The sequence below is a fragment of the Leptospira ilyithenensis genome, assembly GCF_004771005.1.
Taxonomy (GTDB): domain Bacteria; phylum Spirochaetota; class Leptospiria; order Leptospirales; family Leptospiraceae; genus Leptospira_A; species Leptospira_A ilyithenensis.
On record NZ_RQHV01000043.1, the window covers coordinates 313,340 to 333,606 of the forward strand.

The 20,267-nt window shown below is 41.9% G+C and carries 20 protein-coding genes; 5 read left to right on the top strand and 15 right to left on the bottom strand.

The features are described 5' to 3' along the window. Positions 1-49 precede the first annotated feature (49 nt). Together EHS11_RS09870 and EHS11_RS09875 are read left to right on the top strand one after the other, a co-directional pair. Positions 50-1,303, top strand: coding sequence for a hypothetical protein (locus tag EHS11_RS09870; protein ID WP_135764223.1), 1,254 nt, complete (start codon positions 50-52; stop codon positions 1,301-1,303). Then, positions 1,303-1,767 (top strand): chemotaxis protein CheX, encoded by a 465-nt coding sequence (locus EHS11_RS09875; RefSeq protein WP_135764224.1) that lies wholly within the window; start codon positions 1,303-1,305, stop codon positions 1,765-1,767. The genes EHS11_RS09870 and EHS11_RS09875 overlap by 1 nt, the downstream gene beginning before the upstream one ends. Positions 1,768-1,959: 192 nt before the next feature. On the opposite strand, the gene EHS11_RS09880 is transcribed toward EHS11_RS09875, so the two are convergent. From EHS11_RS09880 to EHS11_RS09890, 3 genes are read right to left on the bottom strand one after another with little or no spacing between them, the layout of a single operon-like run. After that, positions 1,960-2,949 (bottom strand): tetratricopeptide repeat protein, encoded by a 990-nt coding sequence (locus EHS11_RS09880; RefSeq protein WP_135764225.1) that lies wholly within the window; start codon positions 2,947-2,949, stop codon positions 1,960-1,962. Positions 2,950-2,975: 26 nt separating this feature from the next. Continuing rightward, a complete protein-coding gene (locus tag EHS11_RS09885; protein ID WP_135764226.1) occupies positions 2,976-3,800 on the bottom strand; it encodes an LIC_11485 family protein in 825 nt (274 codons plus the stop codon). 2 nt (positions 3,801-3,802) lie between these two features. After that, a complete protein-coding gene (locus EHS11_RS09890; protein WP_135764269.1) occupies positions 3,803-5,659 on the bottom strand; it encodes an OmpA family protein in 1,857 nt (618 codons plus the stop codon). 51 nt (positions 5,660-5,710) lie between these two features. Here EHS11_RS09890 and abc-f point away from each other — a divergent pair, with 51 nt between their 5' ends. After that, positions 5,711-7,351, top strand: coding sequence for a ribosomal protection-like ABC-F family protein (abc-f, locus tag EHS11_RS09895; protein WP_135764228.1), 1,641 nt, complete (start codon positions 5,711-5,713; stop codon positions 7,349-7,351). A 224-nt stretch (positions 7,352-7,575) separates the two neighbouring features. Here the strand turns inward: abc-f and EHS11_RS09900 are convergent, their stop codons facing one another. The 7 genes from EHS11_RS09900 to ompL47 form a co-directional block, all read right to left on the bottom strand. Then, positions 7,576-8,403: an amidohydrolase family protein gene (locus tag EHS11_RS09900; protein WP_135764230.1), complete on the bottom strand. Its 828-nt coding sequence runs from the start codon at positions 8,401-8,403 to the stop codon at positions 7,576-7,578. A 125-nt stretch (positions 8,404-8,528) separates the two neighbouring features. After that, the gene (locus EHS11_RS09905; RefSeq protein WP_135764231.1) at positions 8,529-9,122 is read right to left on the bottom strand and encodes a GNAT family N-acetyltransferase; all 594 of its coding nucleotides are present in this window, start codon (positions 9,120-9,122) and stop codon (positions 8,529-8,531) included. A 36-nt stretch (positions 9,123-9,158) separates the two neighbouring features. Beyond that, positions 9,159-10,100 (bottom strand): S1C family serine protease, encoded by a 942-nt coding sequence (locus tag EHS11_RS09910; protein WP_135764232.1) that lies wholly within the window; start codon positions 10,098-10,100, stop codon positions 9,159-9,161. Between the two features lie 115 nt (positions 10,101-10,215). Beyond that, entirely contained in the window at positions 10,216-10,815 is a 600-nt protein-coding gene (rdgB, locus tag EHS11_RS09915) for an RdgB/HAM1 family non-canonical purine NTP pyrophosphatase (RefSeq protein WP_135764234.1), read from the bottom strand. Positions 10,816-10,830: 15 nt separating this feature from the next. Continuing rightward, positions 10,831-11,175 carry an STAS domain-containing protein gene (locus EHS11_RS09920; protein WP_135764235.1) on the bottom strand — a complete coding sequence of 115 codons (345 nt, stop codon included), beginning with the start codon at positions 11,173-11,175 and terminating at the stop codon, positions 10,831-10,833. A 5-nt stretch (positions 11,176-11,180) separates the two neighbouring features. Next, on the bottom strand, positions 11,181-11,894 hold the full coding sequence (locus EHS11_RS09925; protein ID WP_135764236.1) for a ComF family protein: 714 nt from the start codon (positions 11,892-11,894) through the stop codon (positions 11,181-11,183). A 61-nt stretch (positions 11,895-11,955) separates the two neighbouring features. Next, on the bottom strand, positions 11,956-13,005 hold the full coding sequence (ompL47, locus tag EHS11_RS09930) for a multi-beta-barrel domain surface protein OmpL47 (protein ID WP_135764238.1): 1,050 nt from the start codon (positions 13,003-13,005) through the stop codon (positions 11,956-11,958). Positions 13,006-13,070: 65 nt separating this feature from the next. Here ompL47 and EHS11_RS09935 point away from each other — a divergent pair, with 65 nt between their 5' ends. Both EHS11_RS09935 and EHS11_RS09940 read left to right on the top strand, forming a co-directional pair. Beyond that, on the top strand, positions 13,071-13,706 hold the full coding sequence (locus tag EHS11_RS09935; protein ID WP_135764239.1) for a flagellar assembly protein FlaA: 636 nt from the start codon (positions 13,071-13,073) through the stop codon (positions 13,704-13,706). 78 nt (positions 13,707-13,784) lie between these two features. Continuing rightward, positions 13,785-14,240, top strand: a complete 456-nt coding sequence (locus EHS11_RS09940) for a hypothetical protein (RefSeq protein WP_135764241.1) — start codon at positions 13,785-13,787, stop codon at positions 14,238-14,240. Between the two features lie 6 nt (positions 14,241-14,246). Here EHS11_RS09940 and EHS11_RS09945 read toward each other — a convergent pair whose 3' ends face one another. From EHS11_RS09945 to EHS11_RS09965, 5 genes are all read right to left on the bottom strand, one after another. Then, positions 14,247-15,791, bottom strand: a complete 1,545-nt coding sequence (locus tag EHS11_RS09945; protein WP_135764243.1) for a hypothetical protein — start codon at positions 15,789-15,791, stop codon at positions 14,247-14,249. Next, complete coding sequence (locus EHS11_RS09950; protein WP_135764244.1) at positions 15,772-17,532, bottom strand: apolipoprotein N-acyltransferase; 1,761 nt, start codon at positions 17,530-17,532, stop codon at positions 15,772-15,774. The genes EHS11_RS09945 and EHS11_RS09950 overlap by 20 nt, the downstream gene beginning before the upstream one ends. 24 nt (positions 17,533-17,556) lie before the next feature. Next, positions 17,557-18,588, bottom strand: a complete 1,032-nt coding sequence (locus EHS11_RS09955) for a PIN/TRAM domain-containing protein (protein WP_135764245.1) — start codon at positions 18,586-18,588, stop codon at positions 17,557-17,559. Between the two features lie 42 nt (positions 18,589-18,630). Beyond that, positions 18,631-19,209, bottom strand: a complete 579-nt coding sequence (locus tag EHS11_RS09960) for a CarD family transcriptional regulator (RefSeq protein ID WP_109020792.1) — start codon at positions 19,207-19,209, stop codon at positions 18,631-18,633. Positions 19,210-19,293: 84 nt separating this feature from the next. Further along, the gene (locus tag EHS11_RS09965; RefSeq protein ID WP_135764246.1) at positions 19,294-19,935 is read right to left on the bottom strand and encodes a hypothetical protein; all 642 of its coding nucleotides are present in this window, start codon (positions 19,933-19,935) and stop codon (positions 19,294-19,296) included. Positions 19,936-20,267: the final 332 nt, after the last annotated feature.

Sequence of the window (20,267 nt, forward strand, 5' to 3'; positions counted from 1 at the left end):
TAATTACATTTTTTCTTTACAAGCCCAAGCGATGGGAAACCCTTCCCTTATGTTCGAAGAAGAGCCTAGTTCCCTCAAAGACAAAGTCATAAGAGGACTTGTCGGTTTGTTTTTATTCATTCTAGTCGGTATGTTGATTGTCACCTTTTTGCCGGGTGATGCAGAACAAAGTTTTATAGGCGCCCTCACTGGTCAGTCTTCTACAGAAGCAGGTTCCATTGCAGGTAGATCGGTTCCCATCGACTATTTCAATGCGGCACGCAAAGACTGTTATTACAGATACCAACAGTATTCAAAAGAAATGGCTTCCAATCCCGAGATGATCCAGTCTTGCGCTTTCTCCACCATACGAGAGCTTTATGTAGCAAATGATATTGCGGCGGCAGTAGGATACAAGGTTTCCGAAATCAGCATCAAACGGGAATTATCCAACCAAGCCCGCCAAATCCATAAGGAATCTTCTTCTCAAGCAGGCTACGGAGAAGAGGACACAAGAACACTTTCTCAAATTTACCAACAGATCCTGAACTCCGCTCCTATGAACTACCGTGTGGATTCCGCTACAGGAATGTCTCTTTTCCCCGTATTCTTAGAACAAAAATGGAATCCTACTTCTGCCGAAAAACAAATCGATACGGAAGCAAAATCGGCAAAAATTTCCTTTCGCATCCTTTCTTTTACGGAAGTCAATCTTCTGAACCAATTGGAGTCCAAGATCCAAATCCCGGACACCGACCTACTCGCAGAGTATGAGAAGGAAAAAAAAGAAGGAAATCTCTCCAAAGATTCTTCCGGCAATGTGCCTAGTTTCGAGTCCAGAAAATCCATCTTAATTTCCAAACTCAAGTTTGACCGCAAAAGAAAAGAATTGGAAATTTGGAAAAAGCGCATCCAGTCTTTGGCCGGTGCAGAAAACGCATTGGAAACCATTTCCAAAGAAATCGGCCAACCGATTGAAACTGTCCCCGCGACCTTTCTTGGAGATTTAAAACAAGTAAAATCCTCAAAAGGAACGACCTATCATCTGGCAAGCGACCCAAAATTTTGGGAAGAACTTTCCTCCAATCCTTTCGGCAAGAAAAGAGTGACAGGCCCTTTTACGGACAATGACAAACAAATTTACGTAGAATTTGGGGATTTCACCATATCTAACACTCCACAAGCCCCCATTCCTCAGAAAGAAGAGAACCAGATGGCCGATTTTATGAAACAAAGACAACTTCTTAGCTTTTTTCTTGAAATAAACCAGTCCCTCTCAGGAGAATACAACATCGAGAAGCAAAAGGCACTCTCCGTAGAATAATGCAAATCAAAGCCGACTTTATCAATCCCTTCCTGGAAGCTGCCACTATTGTTTTCCGCGATGTACTTCAACAAGATTTAATCAGAGGGAAGATCGCCATCAAAGACACTCCTGCCCCCTCACACGAATTAGCAATTGTGATCGGAGTGGTTGGCTCTTTCAGCGGTGAAGTCGTTTACAGCATGAATTACGATGCCGCTTATAAGATATCCCGCAAATTGGTTCCGGGGCTTTCCGACGAAGATGTGCAAAACGAATACAAAGATATCTTAGGTGAAATTGCGAACATGACAACGGGTAATGCGATGAATATATTCACCTCTGCAGGTCAATCCGTAGAGATCACTACACCTAACATCCAAGAATCGAAAAGCACTTCCGTACGTTTCAATAAAAAACCGACTCTCTCCATCAACTTGTATTCCAAGTTCGGGCGAATTGAAGTCAACGTGGCAATCGCTTAAATCCCTGTTTTTTAAATTGACATATGCACAGAAAATGTGCATAATTTGAATTGTGAAAAATATCACTTTCCGAGTCGATGAGATGAATGCGAGATAGTATATTTTTACCGAAGACTTGCAGGCAAATCAAAAGATAGAAACTTTAGAAATCATCAATCCGTTTGAACATCAAAAACCGAAGAGAAAAAAAGCTTAAATCCCGAGCGGGGCTTCAATCAATCGTCTTCTTTCTTTAGCTTCTTTTCTGAAGTCGTTGCCAGGGGAGAGTTCTTTGTCTTCCGATTCCTTCAAGTAGAGATCGTAGTATTTTTTAGCTCTTTCCAAATCCCTTTCCGCCCAAGCACTTTCATAAATTCGTCCCGCGTAATAGTAAGCAGTCGGTCTATCTTTTGAATCTTTGAATTCTTTGATCAGTTTCACCAAATGATGTAATGCGGGACGATATTCCTGTTTTCGGAAAAGTAAAGCCGCAATGGCAAGATGAGTACGAGGTGTAAGTTCAGGATGAACCGGAAATGAAGTAACTAACTTCAGATATTCCTTATAAGCTTTTTCTTCGGACTCAGGTTGGTTCATCCGATCCAAAGAACGTGCCAATTCAAACTGGGATTTGATTTTTGCATCCGGGTTTTCTATCTTTTCCACAAGCCCCGTTCCTTCTTTCTCTTTGGAATCTAACCCGAATAAGTTGGTATTTTCCGTAAGCGAAGGATCTACTTTTTTTCCTTCCTTGGAATAAGATTCGCTGAATTCGGTTTCTGCATTTTTCTTTTGGTTACGAGCGAGGAATGCCTTCCCTCTTTGGAAAGGCGCTTCGGACGGATCGGGAACATCATCTTTTCCCTTTTTCTTTTTTTTGGGTTTTGCAGAAGTTTCGGAACCGGAACTAGTCGTGGAGCCGGAAGTGCTGTTTTTTACCGAAGCGATCGTGCTAGTCTGAGTATTGGCAGTTGTTTCTTTTCCAGTGCCGACGACTGTAGAGGAGACGGAGGAATTCAAATCCGATGAATTCGGATTTGACGAAGTCGCTTCGTTTGCCTCAGTGCCGTCTAACTTGAGTTTTTCGGGAAAAGGAAGGAATATTTCTTCGTTCGGATCTGCGCCTTGCGAGAAGAGTGATGGCACGAAAAAACCAAGAATCAAAAGGGAAACAATCAATGGAAACTTGGTTTTAAGGATCATTTTATTGAATCAAAATGCAGACAGATTTATTGTCTAGGAACTCTTTCCAGTTCTCTGGGTTTACGCCCTGTGGATTCGCTTGCAGGAGAAAGAGAAGGAGTCGTTGTAGTTTCTCTTTTCTTTTTTTCAGCAATTTTCTTTTCCAATTCATCCACCCGGTCCAACATCTTTTTGAATCTAAGATCCTCTGCCGTATCCAAATCCGTATTGGACGGACCCGTAGTCGGAGAAACTCTTTGCGGTTTTGCGGACAGATCAGGGCGTCCCCGATCCAATTGTTTCGGAGTCTCTCGTCCCATCTCTTGCAATTCGTCCGTATTTTGCCAAGCACCGATCTTTTCCACATCTACAGGAGAAGGAATCAAACCGTCTCCGGAAGGAGTGGCAAGTGGAGGAAGAGAAGTGTCCTCTGCCTTCCTGTTTCTAAAATCATATTCTTTTCCTAAAAAATCGGATTCTTCCGGATAAGTCCTTTGCGTCGGATTCGTTCCTTCTCTTTCGCTGATAAAATCAAATTGCATCTTACGATTGCTTTCGTAAGACAGATCTTCCGGGTCCGTCATTTGTACGTCTTTTCTTTTCCGGTTATAATCTCTTTCCACTTCCATAAGAAAAAGAGACCGTGTATCTTGTGCTAGTTGGAGTCCTTGAGGTTTTGCACCTTCCCAACCTTTGGTCCAACCGGTATAAATCGCCATGATTAGAAAAAATATAAAAAGTCCGATCGCAATTTTGCGAAGCAAACTCTGGATTTGAGGAGGGATTTTGTCGACAAGGGAGTCGACTGCCCCAAACATTTTTTTTGTATCTACATTGACTTTGGGAATGTTTATATTTTTAAGATCTACCATAATTAATCTTCCACAATCTTAAAGACAACTCTTCTGTTCTGAGCCCGTCCCTCTTCCGTTTTGTTGTCAGTAACCGGAAGAGAGGATCCGAATCCTCTTGTAGTCAATCTTGCTTCATCCATCTTATGTTTAGACTTCAAATAATTGGCAACGGAAACCGCGCGTTCTACCGAAAGTTTTTTATTGGCTACTTCACCGCCCACATTGTCCGTGTGGCCTTCGATGACTACCTTCAACCTTTCGTTCTTTTTCAGCAAGTTGGCCAAACGGTCCAGCTCCGGTTCTGATTCTTTAACAAGTTCCACGGATCGGAAAGCAAAAAACAGGTTGTTGAGGACGATTTCGTTTCCTTTTTTAATTTTTGGCAAAATCAAAAGAACCGTTTTCTCATGTTCTTCCTTTTCCTTTCCCACCAAATTTAGGTTTTGTGAAACGGGGAGGTATCCGTCTTTCTCCCCGTAAAATCCGTAATTTTCTTCGTAAGGAAGTACGATGGAAAATTCCCCCGTCTTGGGATCGGATATGGTAGAACCGATTCCTTTCTTTTTGGTAAGGGATTCGTAAGTGACGGAAGCGCTCAAAGGTTTTCCTTCTTCATCCACAACTTTTCCTTTGATCACAACCACAGGTTCCGGTTGAAAGGATTTTGGGATCGCAGCAAGATACAATTCTCCATCCCGGGATACGTACGCCCAGTTTCCTACGGCAGGGATGGAGAAAAAGTTCACGCCACGCAAGTTAGGTGACAATTCCTGAGGTTCTGACCAAAGATTCCACTGATCGTTCAATCTTCGGGTAACAAAAATGGAAACACCTTCTTTTCTTCCGGAAGATGAAAAATACAATGTTTTGTCGTCAGGCCCTAAAAACGGCGCCATCTCTTCCTCGGCAGTATTGAGTGTCGGTCCTAAATTGATTCCTTCTTCAAAGACTCCCGTATCGGATTGAAAGGTAACATATAAATCCAGCTTTCCGTAATTTCTTTTTTGTTGCGCGGAGTAAACGATGGTTCTTCCCGTAGAAGAAAGCACAGAACCGCCAAACACTTGCTGGTTTGGATTTTCCGGTTTTCTATACCAATTATAAAAAGACGGAAAACTAATGGTGATCGGATTCGACCAACCTGTTTCCGTTTTATATGATTTATAAAGAGGTGCCCTGCTTTGAATTTTTTCCGTACGTTCTCTGTATTCGTTTTCCAATTTTGCCAACCGGAAATGAAATTCTTTCGGGTTACTTGCCTCTCTGGAAGCCTCTTGCGATTTGAGAAGCATTTCTCTTTTCAGATTCTCCAACATTTCCTCTTCGCCGAAATTTCCGAAGACAAACAATTCGTTTCCTCCGGGCAAAGCCGAAATCACCGCTGACGGCAAACGGTTGTTTAATGGTGTAGCCATTTGTTCGCCTGCCATCCAAAATCCGTATTGGTCTCGTTTGGCGGCCCATATCTTTTGAGTGGATCTTGCCCCTTCCCGGATGAGCGCAGTCCAAAACAAAACCTTACCGTCAGGAGTACACTGCGGGTTAAAGGAAAAATGCCCGCCTGTTACATAACGGGGGATCTTTTTTAAAGTCCAATCGGGAACTTTGGAAGTTTCCAAAGGATCGATTTCATAACGGATGGGGGAACAAGCCTCTCCGTTCACATCGCACAGGATTCGGATTTTCTTTCCGGTTAAGAGTGCGAGCTCCTCCTGCAAGGGACTCGGCTGAAGTCTGAGGATTTGTTTTTCCAGCTTCAGCAAATGGCCAGTGTTGATCACTTCTCCAAACAGCACTTGCATACCGTTTTGAGTGCTTTGAGAGCTAATGAGCCCTCCCCCGAGGACAAAAAGTAGAATGATTACAATCCTGACCATATCATACGAAATGTCGGTTGAAAACACAGTTTCCCTTAGAAAATTGGCAGTATGATCTCTGCAACCAACGTAACTGTGTCTTTTGGCAAAAAACCCCTATTTGAGAACGTCTCCATTAAGTTCAAACCTGGGTGCCGGTATGGACTGATCGGGGCCAATGGGTCGGGTAAATCGACCTTTATGAAGGTTCTCGCAGGGATTCTCCAGCCTTCCAATGGTACGGTGGCTGTAGACAAGGACAGAAAGGTCGGTTATCTCAAACAAGATCATTACGAATTCGAAACCGAAACCGTTTTGGGAACTGTCCTTCGGGGAAATCCTGAGCTTTGGGAATTGATGCAGGAGAGAGATGCGATTTATTCCAAAGAGGAAATGACTGACGAAGAAGGCATCCGAATCTCCGAGATCGAAGAACAATTCGCGGATCTGGGCGGATACGAGGCGGAGTCAATCGCGGGAGAACTACTCGAAGGACTTGCCATTCCGACAAGTACGCATACGAAACCGTTGAACTTTTTAACAGGCGGTTTCAAATTACGGGTGTTACTCGCCCAAGTATTGTTTTTAAAACCTGATATTTTACTTTTGGACGAACCTACCAACCACTTGGATATCAAAACCATTCACTGGCTGGAAGAATTGCTGATCAATTATAACGGTGTGGTCATCGTGATTTCCCACGACCGTCACTTTATCAATTCGATTTCCACTCATATCGCGGATTTGGATTATAACACCATACGCGTCTTTCCCGGAAATTACGACGACTTTATGACCGCTGCGGAACAGTCAAGAGATCAACTGTTAAACGACAACAAGAGAGCCAAAGAAAAAATCAACGACTTGCAGGATTTCGTTTCCCGTTTTTCCGCCAATGCAAGTAAATCCAAACAAGCAACTTCCCGCCAAAAGATGATCGAAAAGATCAAAGAAGAAATGGTGGATGTAAAACCTTCTTCCCGAGTGGCACCGTACATCCGGTTCAAAGCAAAAAGAGTACTCGGGAAAGACGTATTCGAAGCGATCAATATTTCAAAATCTTATGATGATCTGCAAGTAATCAAAGACTTCAGCGTTTCCATATCCAAAGGAGAAAAAGTAGGAATCGTAGGAACGAACGGTGTGGGAAAAACCACTCTGCTTCGTATGTTGATGAAAAAACTGGAGCCGGACTCGGGCCAGGTAAAATGGGGTGATTCCGTCGAAGCTTCCTATTTTCCACAAGACCACCGTGAGGCGATAGAACCTGACGCAGACACACTCATCGAATGGTTGCTTCGCAATGCTCCGCAGGGAACGGAAGTCCAGGAGATTCGTGCGATTTTAGGTAGAATGTTATTTTCCGGAGATATGGCAAACAAATCCACCAAAGTTCTATCAGGTGGTGAAAAATCAAGAATCATCATAGGTAAGATGATTCTTGTAGGTGATAATGTGATCGTTTTGGATGAGCCTACCAACCACTTGGATTTGGAAACAATCGAAGCATTGAACTATTCCCTTTCTTTATTCGAAGGAACTGTGTTACTAATATCGCATGACCGTGAATTCATTTCCTCTCTTTGTACAAGAATCATCGAAGTCACTCCGGAAGGAATCAATGACTTCAAAGGAACTTATGAAGAGTTCCTGGAAAGAGAAGGTGCTGATTTTTACAAACGACTTGCCGGCGGATCCGTAGTATCAGGATAGAAGTTTCGGTCTGAATACAACCAACCGCTTCTTTCTTGATTTCATTTTCTATTTTTGAAATCTATGAACTTACGAATCGGAAATTACTTAGAAGCAAGAAAACATTCCCCACTCATTGCAAAATGGTACAGACAGGAATGGAATCCAATCGGTTTCCCTCGCCAATTTAGGTTTTTCTGTAAAGGCGATCGACTTCAACAAACTCCCCGAACAATCCGTTTTTACTAAATCCCGAACACCCTTTGTGCATTCGTATATAGAAACCGTTTCAAAGAAGGCAAAGGTAAATCCAATTCCATAGCCTGATCTGTGCATTTTTTAAAATCTAAATGAGGAAAATTGGTTCCGAAGAGTATTTTACTTCTCCCCGATGTTCTCATATAATCGAGCAACTGTTTCGGATAATAGGAAGGCAGATATGCCGATGTATCGATATAAACATTTTCATGTTTCATACAAAGGCCTATCATCTCATCCGTCCAGGGATAACCGATATGACCTCCCACGATCTTCAGTTCGGGAAAGGTCAACGCAACTTCATCCAGATAAGGCACAGGCCTTCCCAGTTCGGAAGGCATCAACGGTCCGGTTTGCCCCACTTGAGTGCAGAAAGGTATCCCTAACTCAATACATTCCACGTACAGAGGATAATACAGTTTATGATTTGGGGGAAGATTCCAAAGCCAAGGCAAAACAAACAATGCTTTGAAGCCGTATTCTTTTACAGCGTGCCGGAGTTCTTTCACTGCCTCTACAGGCTTTGAGAGATCGACCGTCGCCACACCTACAAAACGATCCGGATAACGACTTGTAAATTCAAACACCTGTTCGTTGGTACAAACCCAACCTTCCGGTCTGCACCAGGCGCGCAAAAGGATTTTTTCAATCCCCGCCTGATCCAAAAGAGCGATAGTCTGTTCTACAGTGAGATTTTTTTCGGAATAACCTCCGGAGCCGGATCGTTTGAACAAAGAAGCGACTTCAGGCATCTTTTCATACATGGAGACAAGTGCCCTTTGGGTCCAGACATCAATGATAGGAGGTTTTTCCATTTTGATTCTCCTTCCTTAACAATCAAAAAAACTTAGTTTAAAAAATGCAAGATTTATTAGATGTCTAACCATATGGAAGCTTGAGGAAAAATATAAAATACCAAATAAACAAAAGTTAGAGCCAACTAGCTCAATCTATATTGCAAATTGGTTTTTACGGTAGGCCATTCCGTTTCGATGATACTATAAACTACGGTGTCTCTTATGGTTCCATTCGGCATAATGCGATGGTTGCGCAAAATTCCGTCTTCTTTGGCACCTAGTTTTTGAATCGCTTTTCTGGACTCAACATTGAATATATGAGTTCGAAGTTCGACGGCAATACATTTCAAATTTTCAAAAGCATGATCTAACAACAGTAACTTGCATTCGGTATTCACCTCCGTTTTTTGCGCTGATTTGGAATACCATGTGTGACCGATTTCCAACCGTCTCACGTCTTTTTCAATATTCATAAACCGGGTAGATCCCACAAATTTTCCATCCGACTTTCTTTTCACTACAAAAGGAAGAGAAACTCCTTCGTATTCCTCCTCGTTTGCCTTTTCAATCCACTTTCCCATGTTAGCTGGAGTTGGAACGGAAGTGAACCATAACTCCCATAATTTTCCATCGGCGACAGCCTCTTCCAGGAAGGTAGTATGTTCTTTTCTTAACGGATGTAATTCTACGTATTTTCCTATGAGTGTGACAGGCGCTGGCGGGTAAGGTGCATTCATATGGGTGGAAATCCTACCCATATACTAAACGATATTTTATCCGTTTGCGAGAAGTTTTAACTTTTCGATCGGAGTGATATTCAAAATCACCTTTTGATTTTTCCTCAAAATGGTTATGCTCTGAATGCTTCCTATCTTTTCTTTCGTAAGAATACGGAAAAGATCATCTGAAGACTCCACCGGATCTCCATTGAAACCCAAAATAGAATCCCCATCCCTTAAACCGGCGCGAGCCGCAGGGCTATTCGGTTCTACGGAAACAACAAACAATGCCTTGCGATTTCGGATCTCATTGTACTGCATCACCTTCGGATTCAATTCTATTACTTGAGACATGATTCCCAGATAAGCCCGCTTCACCTTTCCCGTTTGAATCAGTTCCAACGCAATTTCTTTCGCAGTATTGATTCCGATGGCAAAACAAAGTCCCTGCGCTCCGAGGATTGTCGCGGTATTTACTCCCACAACTTTGCCTTCCGAATCAATGAGCGGGCCACCGGAATTGCCCGGATTCAAAGGAGCATCCGTTTGAATGATATGGTCGAGCAATCTTCCCGACTGAGTACGAAGTGTCCTACCCATAGCGCTGATGATCCCATGAGTCACAGTGTGTTGGAATCCATGCGGGTTGCCAATAGCGATGACCAATTGCCCGATCTCCAGTTCACTGGAATCTCCCAGAGAAACAGTTTGAAAATCGGAAGCGAATGTTTTTAAAACAGCCAAGTCTGTATCTGGGTCTTCCCCCACAAGCACCGCTTCGGATTGTGAACCGTCATACAAAGTGGTTTTGAATTGTTGGCCGCCTTGCACCACATGACTGTTGGTAAATAAATATCCGTCTGAAGAAAACAAAAAACCGGAACCTGATCCGCCTACTCCGGATTTTCCATTTTGATTTTTAATCGTATCGATTTTTACTACGGAAGATTTGGCCCGGTTGACAGCTTGGATTATGATTTTTGAAAACTCATCCACTTTGAGACATTCCTTAAGAAATACTTTCTTAAAGATTTAGACAGAGGATTTCAAAGGATTAGGTCAAAAAAGAAAAACCAAGATCGAAAATACCGTACTACCCTCGGGTTCGTATTTAAGGGACTTTAGCGGAAAGCCAATCTAAGAATTTCCCCATGGCGACTGCCCTGTGAGAAACTTTGTTTTTTTCTTCTTCGGGAACTTCTGAAAATCGTTTTAGAAAAGGGGGGTAATAAAAAACAGGATCGTATCCGAATCCGTATTTGCCTATCGAATCATAATCATTTGCGATTTCACCAAACACTTGTCCCTCGAATGAAACTTCTTCCTTTTCGGATGAATAAGCAATCACACAAGTATAATTTGCCTTTCTGTTTTGGTTTTCACCGAGTTCTGATAACAATCGGATCGCCCTATCTTTATCATTCAAACCATCCCCACCGTAACGAGCTGAAAAAACTCCCGGTCTGCCGTTGAGGGCATCCACACAAATTCCCGAATCATCGGCAAACGCAGGTAATCCGGTCAACTTGAATAGCTCTTTGGATTTGATAAAAGCATTTCCTACAAAACTGGATTCTGTTTCTTCGGGAGCAAAAGGGATGGATAAATCTTTCGGGGTTACTACTTGAAAGCCAAGAGGTTCGAGAAGCAGTCTCATCTCTTTGATTTTATGAGTGCTGCCCGAAGCAAAGGCGATTTGTTTGGTTGTCATTTGAAAAAGAAGAAACTAGTCTTCTGCGTCTAATTGGAAACCTTCCAATGCGGAAGATAAATCCGGGAAAATTTCGAACACCTTGTCCAACATAGTGATTTCAAATAATTGAATGAGATCTTCATCTACAACGATGACTTTGATGTCACCATTCATCGGCTTTAGTTTTCTTTTTGTAGCAACAAAAATACCGAGAGCCGTAGAACAGATATGATGAACCTTTGTTAGATCAAGAATAATCTTTTTCACAGAGGTCTGAGTGAGTTTGGACAATTCTTTTTCAATTTCGTCCGAATCCACTTTTAGAATGGCACCTGCAAACTTGATGATTCTTACGTCATCCTTGACTTGAATATCCATCGAATTCAATCACCCTCTTTGTTTAATAATACCATACAAGTTACTTTTCTTGCACCGGCTGCTATATACATTTTGGATACTTCATTCAAAGAAGCACCCGTAGTGAATATATCATCTATGATCAAGATATGAAAACCTTTCCATATTCTATCACTTTTTGAAAAAACAAATGCCTTTTTTGCATGAAAAAACCTTTCCTGGAACATTTTTCCCGATTGTTTGTCTTTTGAGACTTTTTTGACTCCGGGCAAAATAGGAATCTTCCACTTTTTGGAAAGTCTCTTCCCCAATTGCCTGGCGGGATGGAAAAAACGCCCTCTTTCCCTATCTATTGACGGCAAAAATACGATACAATCCGGTCTGTCTTGGATTTTTATGAACTTTCTCTTTCGAAAATCCAAGGCAAAGTAATTCTGTAAGATTTTTTCATTTTTAAATTTGCAAGTTTGGAAGATCTGTCTCTCCCAAGACATCCTGGATCGCAAAGAATATATGGCAGAAAAAAACACAAACCGAGAGTTGCAATACTCACAAACCCAATTTCCTTCCAAAGGAGAAGAACAAACAGAACAAGTATGTTCTAAGATTTTAGAATTTTGGACTTTCCTTCGGGAACGAACGCAATGAATGCAAATCCCGATTCGGTTGGAAAAAGAATCCAATCTGCCGCAGGCAGTACAGGGATGAGAATAGAAAAAACGAATGATTTGAGAAAACATAATATCTCCTCAAACCAAGGTTCGGAACCAAGCTGGTTGGTTCCGAATATTTTAGAAAAGTTTATTTTTCCGGGGTAGTAGCCGCAGGTGTTGTCGCTGCAGGAGCGTCAGTTGCAGTCGTTTTTTGGATCACGGAAGAAGGAGGAGTCAAGTCAACAAAGAAGGATACTTCTACAATTGCAGATTCATTTCCTACGTTATCGATCGCTTTCGCTTGAATTTTGTGTTCACCTTGTGTTTCCACAACGATTCCTTCCACATAAGGACGAAATTCAGCCTCTGCATCCAATTTCACTAGAACCTTTTTCAAACCGGATTCTTTATCTACCGCGTTCACATGGAAAACATTTCCGCGCTTAGCGTAAGGTTTGCCGGAGATGTCAACAAGAGGAAGAGAAGGAACGATTTCCACAGTAGGTTTCACATCATCAACAGTAATTACAACGGAAGCTTCAGGAGAAGAATTTCCGGCTTTGTCACTTGCGCTGTATTTGATTGTGTTGGCACCTGCAGTTTCTAACTTGAGTGGGCTGGAGTAAGGTTTTGCAGATTCGTTATTGATTGCGTATAGTACAGTTTGTACACCTACTTTGTCTTCCGCCACAACAGTATAACTATTGTTTTTTGAAGCAAAAGGTACACCATTCAATACGAAAAAAGGTTCCGCAGGTTGAAGAGTCACTTTAGGAGCCGTATTGTCCACTGTTACGTTTAAAATTTTAGGAGCTTCTACGTTGCCGGCTTTGTCTACCGATCTGTATTGGATTTCAGTAACACCTTCTTCAGCAAGACGAATAGGAGCTGTGAAACGTCGGTAATCCCCGGCTTTCGTTTTCCATTCAATATAATCTACTGTTGAAGAATCATCTTTTGCTTCGAGAGTAAAAGCAGTTTTGCTATTAATGAAAAGTGTTTCTTTAGATAGAGCATCCATTACCGCATCTGTAGCCGTTTTTTGAGCAGTTGATGAAGTAGTGTCAGCTTCCGACTCCGCCGCTTCTACCGCTTCGCTTTTTGTGGAAGTATTTGCTTTTGGATCAGCTACCTGAGCTGAGATTTGGCCTGCTAAAAATATAGTTGTAATGGCCAATAAGAACTTGTGCGCCTGCATTCTTTAGTTTCTCCTTTTTTACCGATAAAACATATATATCCTCTTCTTTAGGAATTATTGTCAACATGATTGCATTCAGAATATTTACTTTCCTGAGCATTTTTCTATCGATTCTATCTATATTATATGCAGATGTTACGATCTGGAAGGAAATCCTTCTGGAAAATTTCGAATCCAACAATTACTCAAAATCTAATATTCGCACAAAATTAGAAAAAGATACTCCACTTCCCGATATTTCTCTCTCCCAGAATTTCACGGCTCCCATACCCGGTTCCAAGCAGGCATTGGTGCTTCGGGTTCCGAAACTTTCCAATTTTCCTTTTTCCGTCTATTTTCCGGAACCCATTTTGCTGAAAGATTTTGTAAAAGAGATCAGAATCCCGGTTTATTCCTCCCAATCGAACGGGAACCTAACACTCATAATAGAAAATCAGGATTTTGAAACCCGCCAAATCGCGATTACCTCCTTAAATTACAAAGGGTGGAAAGATTGTGTCATTTCCTTTGCGAACCATATCGACCAAAACGATCGGATTTTTTTACAAGGCAGTTCTCTCAGAATGCTTGGCTTTTTCTACCTTCCCCATGAAAACAATTCCAATAGCCAAGAGGTTTTACTCGCAATAGACGATATAACTGCCATTGTGCGGGACAAATACAGGGCCTTACGAAATAAAGAACTTCTCCTGGAAGACTGAGGATTTTGCCGGATTTCCGGGAACCTTGGCCCAAAAAAACTCTTTTCTTTCCAGACAAGCGAACAATCGTATCTTTAGATGAATCTTGAACTTTCCCTCGAGCAATACGAGACTCTCCTCAAATTAGTATATATGGGGGATTGGGTCATTTCTACTTTGCAAGCCAAAGAAAGAGCGGAAGATGATTCGGATAATGATTCCCGTTTCGCAGAAGTTGTACGCCATGTTTTCAACCAGGCGGAATCCATCGGCCTTGGCAATATTGTTCAGATTGACCAGAACAATGGAGAACCCTACCTCACCCGTGAATTCGAAGAAGAAAGCGGACTAGTCGATATTTTAGAAGATTATGAAGACGAAGTTTTCTGGCAGGCACTCATTGAGCGCCTTGCCCATAGGGATTTTTTGCGTCATTTCGGAGAGTCTTCCATTTCAGAGATGGCGATCGAAGAAAGAATCGAAAAGGAAACTCCTTTTCATGACAAATGGGCGAATGAATTTCACGAAAACGGAATTGAAAGTCTCAAAACGTAAATCCTTTTAGTTTTGGACTTGTTTTTTGGTTTTTGGCCAGAGGATCTTTTCTTCTCTCAATTTTTTCTTTTCTAAAACATCTGCTAGACGATAGCGGATGGCCATATCAATTCTTTCTCTCGTATGGGAAGGAAATTTCCCGAAGGCATCACGGATCTCTTCCTGTTGTAAAGTCAGAATAATATTTTCCACAGTCTTCTCCGCTAGAAAATCCCCATCCCCTTTTTTGGAGATTTTTTTCCATTCATCAATGGCCTGATACAATAACTTGTCATCTCCTTTAAGAATCCCTGATTCCCAAAGGATCCTGCCTTTTTCAAAGAGAGCATCCTGAAGACGATAACCATTCGGAGTATTTTGGATCAAACTGTCGATGATTTGCAATCGCTTGTTTGTATAAGCCGCTTCCGCATCGGAAAAAGATCTGATCTTTTTTTCACGTAAGATCGGTTTGTATTTTTCAACAACCCTGCGAATGGTTTCCACTCTCAGTTCTTTTTTTCTTTCTTCGGAATAAGTTTGATAAAGTGATTCGTTTTGAAAATAAACATTCAAGGCTCTGCCTTGGATCTCGTAAATATTTTCTATCGTGAAAAGGATTTCGGTTCCGGTCTTTGTTCCCAAATGTTCGGACAAAAGCGCCATCATCTGTTTGAGAAAATCTTCTTTGTTCAGGTTCTCTTGGAAATAATCGACTGCAAAGTAAGTGGGATCATTGCTGAATGTATAAGCCAGTCTTTGCAAATTTTCATAATAGAGATCTCTCACAAATGTGGAAAGATCTCCTTTGTTCACATCATACCCTAGAAAACGGGAGATAAATTCGTTTAGTTGTTTTTCCTTCGATTGTTTCAGGCTCTGATCCAGGTATCTGGAACGTTCTTCCTTTGGCATTTGCAAAGGAGATCGTGGAGGTTTTTCACCTTCCAAAGACAAACGCATTGTAATGGGAGGAGATTCTTCTTCCCCTTTTCTGAATTCTTCTATGATTCTGTTTCTTTCCTTATGAACCGCCAAACTGTCTTCGGCTTCTTCAATGTCCACTTTAAAAGGTTCGCGTATACTGTGTAAGGTGGGAAAAACTTCCTTTACGATGATATCTTCGTAGTCTCTTTCCCGTTTGATATAGGAGTCGGAAATTCCCGAAGAAGGAACGATCGAATCCAAATCATTTTTGAAGTTTTTGCGAAGATCGGAGGTGGATTCGAGATCTTTGACAAGCTTATCCCATTGTCCTCCCTCGTATTTGCCTTTTGCAAATCCTTCGTTTTTACCCTTTTCTCCTTCGCCTTCCTCTTCTCCCTCGTCACTTTCTCCGTCTTGGTCTCTTTTTTTGTCACCTTCCAGCTGGTTTCCCATTTCGAAAACGAGCTCCGTTTCCTTTGTTTCTTCCGTATCATAAATCCAACTAGGTCCGCAAATTGTGAGTCCGTAAGGAGACTGCGATTCGTTGTACGACCATATAGCAATAGTTATATGAATCGAAACGGAAAGATAGGCCGCAAAAAACAATCTGTTTGCGTAGAAGAATTTAACGAAATTTCCAAACATAGAACACAAAAAAGGATCCGGAGACTGTCAAAAATAACCAAAGTAGAAGATTTCCGTATCTTCTATAGAATGTTTCATAACCCGGGATCACGGAAACAGTTCCGCGTAAAAAAGCGGAAGAGTCGAGAGGTGTAAATTCGTCTTTTATATTTCTACCCAAATGGTCGGTAAAAACGGATGTGCCTGAGTTTGTGGAGCGAACGATCCATTTTCTAAACTCAATGGCGCGCATTCTTCCCAAGGTATGATGTTGGTAAGTTTCAACCGAGTTTCCATACCATTTATCGTTTGTTACATTGACAATAAAATCCGGATCTCCCTGAAATGTACGGACGAACTCAGGGATGATCACTTCGTAACAGATCAATGGCAAAAAACTACCTGCTTGTTTTTCCGAAATCGCTTCCTTACCGTAATAATCTTTCACCGCCTTGGGGCTAAAATTGGCAGTATCAAACCAATGAAGCGGAGAAAGAGGAGTCGCAGAAGACATGGCCGTTTCCATATAAGGAATGAGAGAGAGTGACTTGCCCGATTCGAATCTTCCGGTTTGCCCTGAAAGAGAATACATCCACTCGAAAGGCATGTATTCTCCGAAGATCAGAAGATAAACTTTCTGATAACTTCCTTTGCGGTCCGCATTCGGTCCGATAAGTGCCGAGGAATTATAACTTCTCAGATTGTCTCGGGTGCGAATACCGTCTTTAAAATCCACATCCAATTCATTATAAAATACATTCGCTTTGTGACGAAGCGCAAGTATGTTCATCATGGATTCGAAACGATCCCAATAGAGTCTGGTCGCTTTGGTTTCTTCCGTTTCATGAGTGGAAAAGAAGGGAACACCTGACTCAGGTAATACGATCAAATCGATTTTGTCTTTGCCGGCGCCCTGTATGGCAAGATTGTCAATCCGTTCCATGAGTAAGTTGATTTCTTCCGCAACGCTTCTACCGTCCCGAAACTCCAAAGGAGCATTCGGCTGAATGATCAAAACTTCTTTTGTGCCGAGCGGTTTTACATTCTCCCATTTATAAAATAAATAGGCGCCGCTCGTCCAAAATCCGAAAAAAACAAGAAAGACCGAACCGAGACCGAAGACGATCTTTCTCTTTCTCGTTTTGTCCTTTCCGGTTGTAAAAAGATAGTTCCAAACTTTTTTCCAACGTTTGGGTTTCAAAGATTGGAATAAAAAATAGGAAAATAGAAATAACAGAACACTCAGTCCGTAGGCACTCACATACTCTGCGTTTTGCGATAGGATATGATTTTCCCCTACTACATTTCCCCAATACCAGGGAAATACCTGGGGTGTAAAAAATTCGGAGAATAAAACGGCGGCTCCTGCAAGCCAGGGAAAAAATTTTCCTACCTTTTTTACAAGAAAGGAAAAGCTAACGAGAAAAACCGGAAACTTGAAATTTAAAATGATGGCTGATATAAGAAAGATGGGACCTGCCAAAAACCAGGGAAACCCACCGAATACGGTGACCATATGGTAGATCCAATGAAAGGAAAAACTGTAAAATACAAGAGCAAACCCGAATCCGTGCCAGATGAGTTTTTTCCATTCCCCACGGTATTTTTTTTCGATATAAAAAAGGCCGAGGGGAGCGATCCAAACCAGATAAGATTGGGAAAAAGGAGCGAAAGCAAATGTGGAAAACCCTGCGGTTACCACATAACAGAGTATTGCAATGAAACCCTCACGGGTAGAGAAGTAACGAAAGAAAGACTTCATATACAATACTCTGACAACAAATGATTACGATTTGTTGTAGTTATTATTACCGTTTTGAACTTTTGTGAAAATCATCTTACCTGCGGCTGTTTGGATGATGGAAGTTACGACAACTCGTACTTCTTTTCCTACCAAATGCCCGCCGTTTTCGATGACAACCATAGTTCCGTCTTCCAGATAACCAATTCCTTGATTTTCGTCTTTACCTTCTTTGATGACGGAAATCGGAAATTCTTCACCGGGAAGAACAACCGGTTTCAGAGCATTGGCAAGGCTATTCAAGTTCAATACCCGAACACCTTGTAACTCCGCCACCTTATTCAAGTTAAAGTCGTTAGTAACTACCGCACCACCTGTGTCACGAGCCAATTTAATCAGCTTCGCATCCACTTCGCGTGTGTCGGAATAATCGGTATAAGTGATCTTTACTTCGATGGAACCTTTGCGCTGCAATTTGTTCAACATCTCCAAACCACGACGTCCCCGAGCTCTTTTGATCGGATCGGAAGAATCGGAGATGAGTTGGATTTCGCGTAACACGAAGTTGGGAAGGATCAGAGGACCATCTAAGAAATGCGTATCCGCGATATCCAAAATTCGACCATCGATGACTACAGAAGTGTCTAGAATTTTTTCTCGGATATTGGAATGACCGGATTCTTCGAGTCCTGGAAGAGAAAAGCTCCCTCCGGAACCGCCACCAAAAATGGCAAGACCTGGTTTTTTTGCGAACGCAACACCCGCTTTTACTCCTGTAAGGAAAAACAAAAATACCAAGGCAATGCCGTGGGATTTATGTCCGTATTCGGAAAGTAAACTTGCGGGATAAGCTGCAATCGCAACTCCCAAAAGGGAACCTAAGGAACCACAGATAAGAATGTCTGCCTTGATTTCAGGGTAGAGTTTTTTCTCACCAAACGAAAGAAAGATTCCATAGAGAAGTACCAAACCCGACAGAGAACCAGATAGAATGAGATTCTGTGATTCTGTGTAGAGAAAGAAAAATGACGCCAAACCGACTGCAATCGAGCCGATGGCTGCAAGGAGGTGTTTCATGACTCAAACCTTTTTAGCCAAAATTTGAGCATATACGGAAGTCTATTCTAAATCTAGATCATCAATTTCTTTCGGGGGAGGTGGTGGTGCCAAACCTTGCACGGAGGCGGCCAGAACATCAGAAACAATATTTCCTGCTTCTTCCTGGGGAACACCTTTACTAAGTGCAATTTCCATCTTTACTAAATTATATGCGCTCTCATATAACTTTCTCTCCATAATGGAGAGCTCTTTGCCATAAGCGCGTTTGTAAAGATTGCGGCATACATCTGCTACTTCAAATATAGAACCAGACTTAATCTTGTTCATATTGTTTTGGTAGCGAACCTTCCAGTCTTCTTCCGTATCGATTTCATCCTTTTTCAGGAGAGTGAGAACTTTTTTGATCTCTTTTTTATCAATGATCGAACGGATACCTACATCGATCGCACGTTCCACAGGGATAGAGACCTTCATCTTGGAGCCTTGAATCTCCATGATATAACAGTCTTTTTTCTTCCCTAGAATCACTTTTTTAGCGACCTCGGTGACTTCACCTACCCCGTGGATGGGATATACTACATAGTCTCCCACCTTGAATTTAGGCTCTTTTACTTTTTCAGTTAATTTTTTTGTTGCCAAGTAAGTATAATAACTTCCGTAAATACTCTTGTCCTTAGTATAACCCGGAAAAAGGGCGATGTCAAGGGAACTAATAAAAATAGTTCAGAAACGGATTGTTTTTACCAAAGCTTCCGTCTGTGCACTAGGAATACGTGTAGTGATTTTCTCCAAAGCCTCTTTTGCATCTTCCATTCTGTAGAAATAACCGGCATAAAGTTTGCCTGTGGAAGTTCTGAAGATTCTACCTTGGAGACTTGGCTCCGAAGTCATGAGATGTTTTCCCACTTGCACAGCCTCTTCGGGAGAAAAGTTTCCGATTTGCACCATATAGTTGATTTGGTCGTTCTTGGGTGGAAACTTCAAGCTGGATGGAAAAGGAGAAGATTCTTTGGAACCGGTAGATTCTTCACTGGACGCGGCCGTATCCGATTCTTTGGGTTCAAACGCCTTTCTATCGTTTTTCTCCGTCCTTTCGGATTTGCCTACATTGGAAAAACTTTTCTCCTGACTTGCCTGAAATCCCTTTTCCTTTTGATTCAATTGGATTCCCACTACCATTCCGGATGTGAAAAGCAAAATGGCTCCGATCAAAAGTACAAATGCGGATTTGGATTTATTGGATTCGGAAGAAGGAAAGGATGAATACGAGTGAGAATGTACAGGGGAGGAATAACCTTGCGGCGATTCCTGGGAATAAGAGGTACCAGGGGACCTGAGCCTACGTGAGTAATCTATATTTTGCATGGCTTTCCGAAATCTCTTTTCTTATAGAATCGGCAGACGGATCTTAAAAAACGAATCGTTTTTTTAAGGCGGAAAGGCCTAATCCGCGGGTTCTTTCCTGAGACTATTAGAATTTTCTTATAGGAAAACACAATGCCCGCAAAGTGAACAGAAGTCAAAAAGGCGAACTTATTGGAATAAAATTTGCAGAAACGCTACGTTCGCTTTACAAATAGGATGTGGTGTGTTAGTTGGAACTCATTGGGTGGCGGGTGGAGTTCATCCCGTTACCCATAAGTAAGTAACTTCCACATGATTGCCGCAGATTGTAATTTGTAAAGTCCCCTAGCCAA

Excerpts from the sequence above, each read along its gene's own strand:
- EHS11_RS09870 (WP_135764223.1), top strand. The coding sequence starts at position 50 with ATGTTCGAAGAAGAGCCTAGTTCCCTCAAAGACAAAGTCATAAGAGGA.
- EHS11_RS09875 (WP_135764224.1), top strand. The coding sequence starts at position 1,303 with ATGCAAATCAAAGCCGACTTTATCAATCCCTTCCTGGAAGCTGCCACT.
- EHS11_RS09880 (WP_135764225.1), bottom strand. The coding sequence starts at position 2,949 with ATGATCCTTAAAACCAAGTTTCCATTGATTGTTTCCCTTTTGATTCTT.
- EHS11_RS09885 (WP_135764226.1), bottom strand. The coding sequence starts at position 3,800 with ATGGTAGATCTTAAAAATATAAACATTCCCAAAGTCAATGTAGATACA.
- EHS11_RS09890 (WP_135764269.1), bottom strand. The coding sequence starts at position 5,659 with ATGGTCAGGATTGTAATCATTCTACTTTTTGTCCTCGGGGGAGGGCTC.
- abc-f (WP_135764228.1), top strand. The coding sequence starts at position 5,711 with ATGATCTCTGCAACCAACGTAACTGTGTCTTTTGGCAAAAAACCCCTA.
- EHS11_RS09900 (WP_135764230.1), bottom strand. The coding sequence starts at position 8,403 with ATGGAAAAACCTCCTATCATTGATGTCTGGACCCAAAGGGCACTTGTC.
- EHS11_RS09905 (WP_135764231.1), bottom strand. The coding sequence starts at position 9,122 with ATGAATGCACCTTACCCGCCAGCGCCTGTCACACTCATAGGAAAATAC.
- rdgB (WP_135764234.1), bottom strand. The coding sequence starts at position 10,815 with ATGACAACCAAACAAATCGCCTTTGCTTCGGGCAGCACTCATAAAATC.
- EHS11_RS09920 (WP_135764235.1), bottom strand. The coding sequence starts at position 11,175 with ATGGATATTCAAGTCAAGGATGACGTAAGAATCATCAAGTTTGCAGGT.
- EHS11_RS09925 (WP_135764236.1), bottom strand. The coding sequence starts at position 11,894 with ATGTTTTCTCAAATCATTCGTTTTTTCTATTCTCATCCCTGTACTGCC.
- ompL47 (WP_135764238.1), bottom strand. The coding sequence starts at position 13,005 with ATGCAGGCGCACAAGTTCTTATTGGCCATTACAACTATATTTTTAGCA.
- EHS11_RS09935 (WP_135764239.1), top strand. The coding sequence starts at position 13,071 with ATGATTGCATTCAGAATATTTACTTTCCTGAGCATTTTTCTATCGATT.
- EHS11_RS09940 (WP_135764241.1), top strand. The coding sequence starts at position 13,785 with ATGAATCTTGAACTTTCCCTCGAGCAATACGAGACTCTCCTCAAATTA.
- EHS11_RS09945 (WP_135764243.1), bottom strand. The coding sequence starts at position 15,791 with ATGTTTGGAAATTTCGTTAAATTCTTCTACGCAAACAGATTGTTTTTT.
- EHS11_RS09950 (WP_135764244.1), bottom strand. The coding sequence starts at position 17,532 with ATGAAGTCTTTCTTTCGTTACTTCTCTACCCGTGAGGGTTTCATTGCA.
- EHS11_RS09955 (WP_135764245.1), bottom strand. The coding sequence starts at position 18,588 with ATGAAACACCTCCTTGCAGCCATCGGCTCGATTGCAGTCGGTTTGGCG.
- EHS11_RS09965 (WP_135764246.1), bottom strand. The coding sequence starts at position 19,935 with ATGCAAAATATAGATTACTCACGTAGGCTCAGGTCCCCTGGTACCTCT.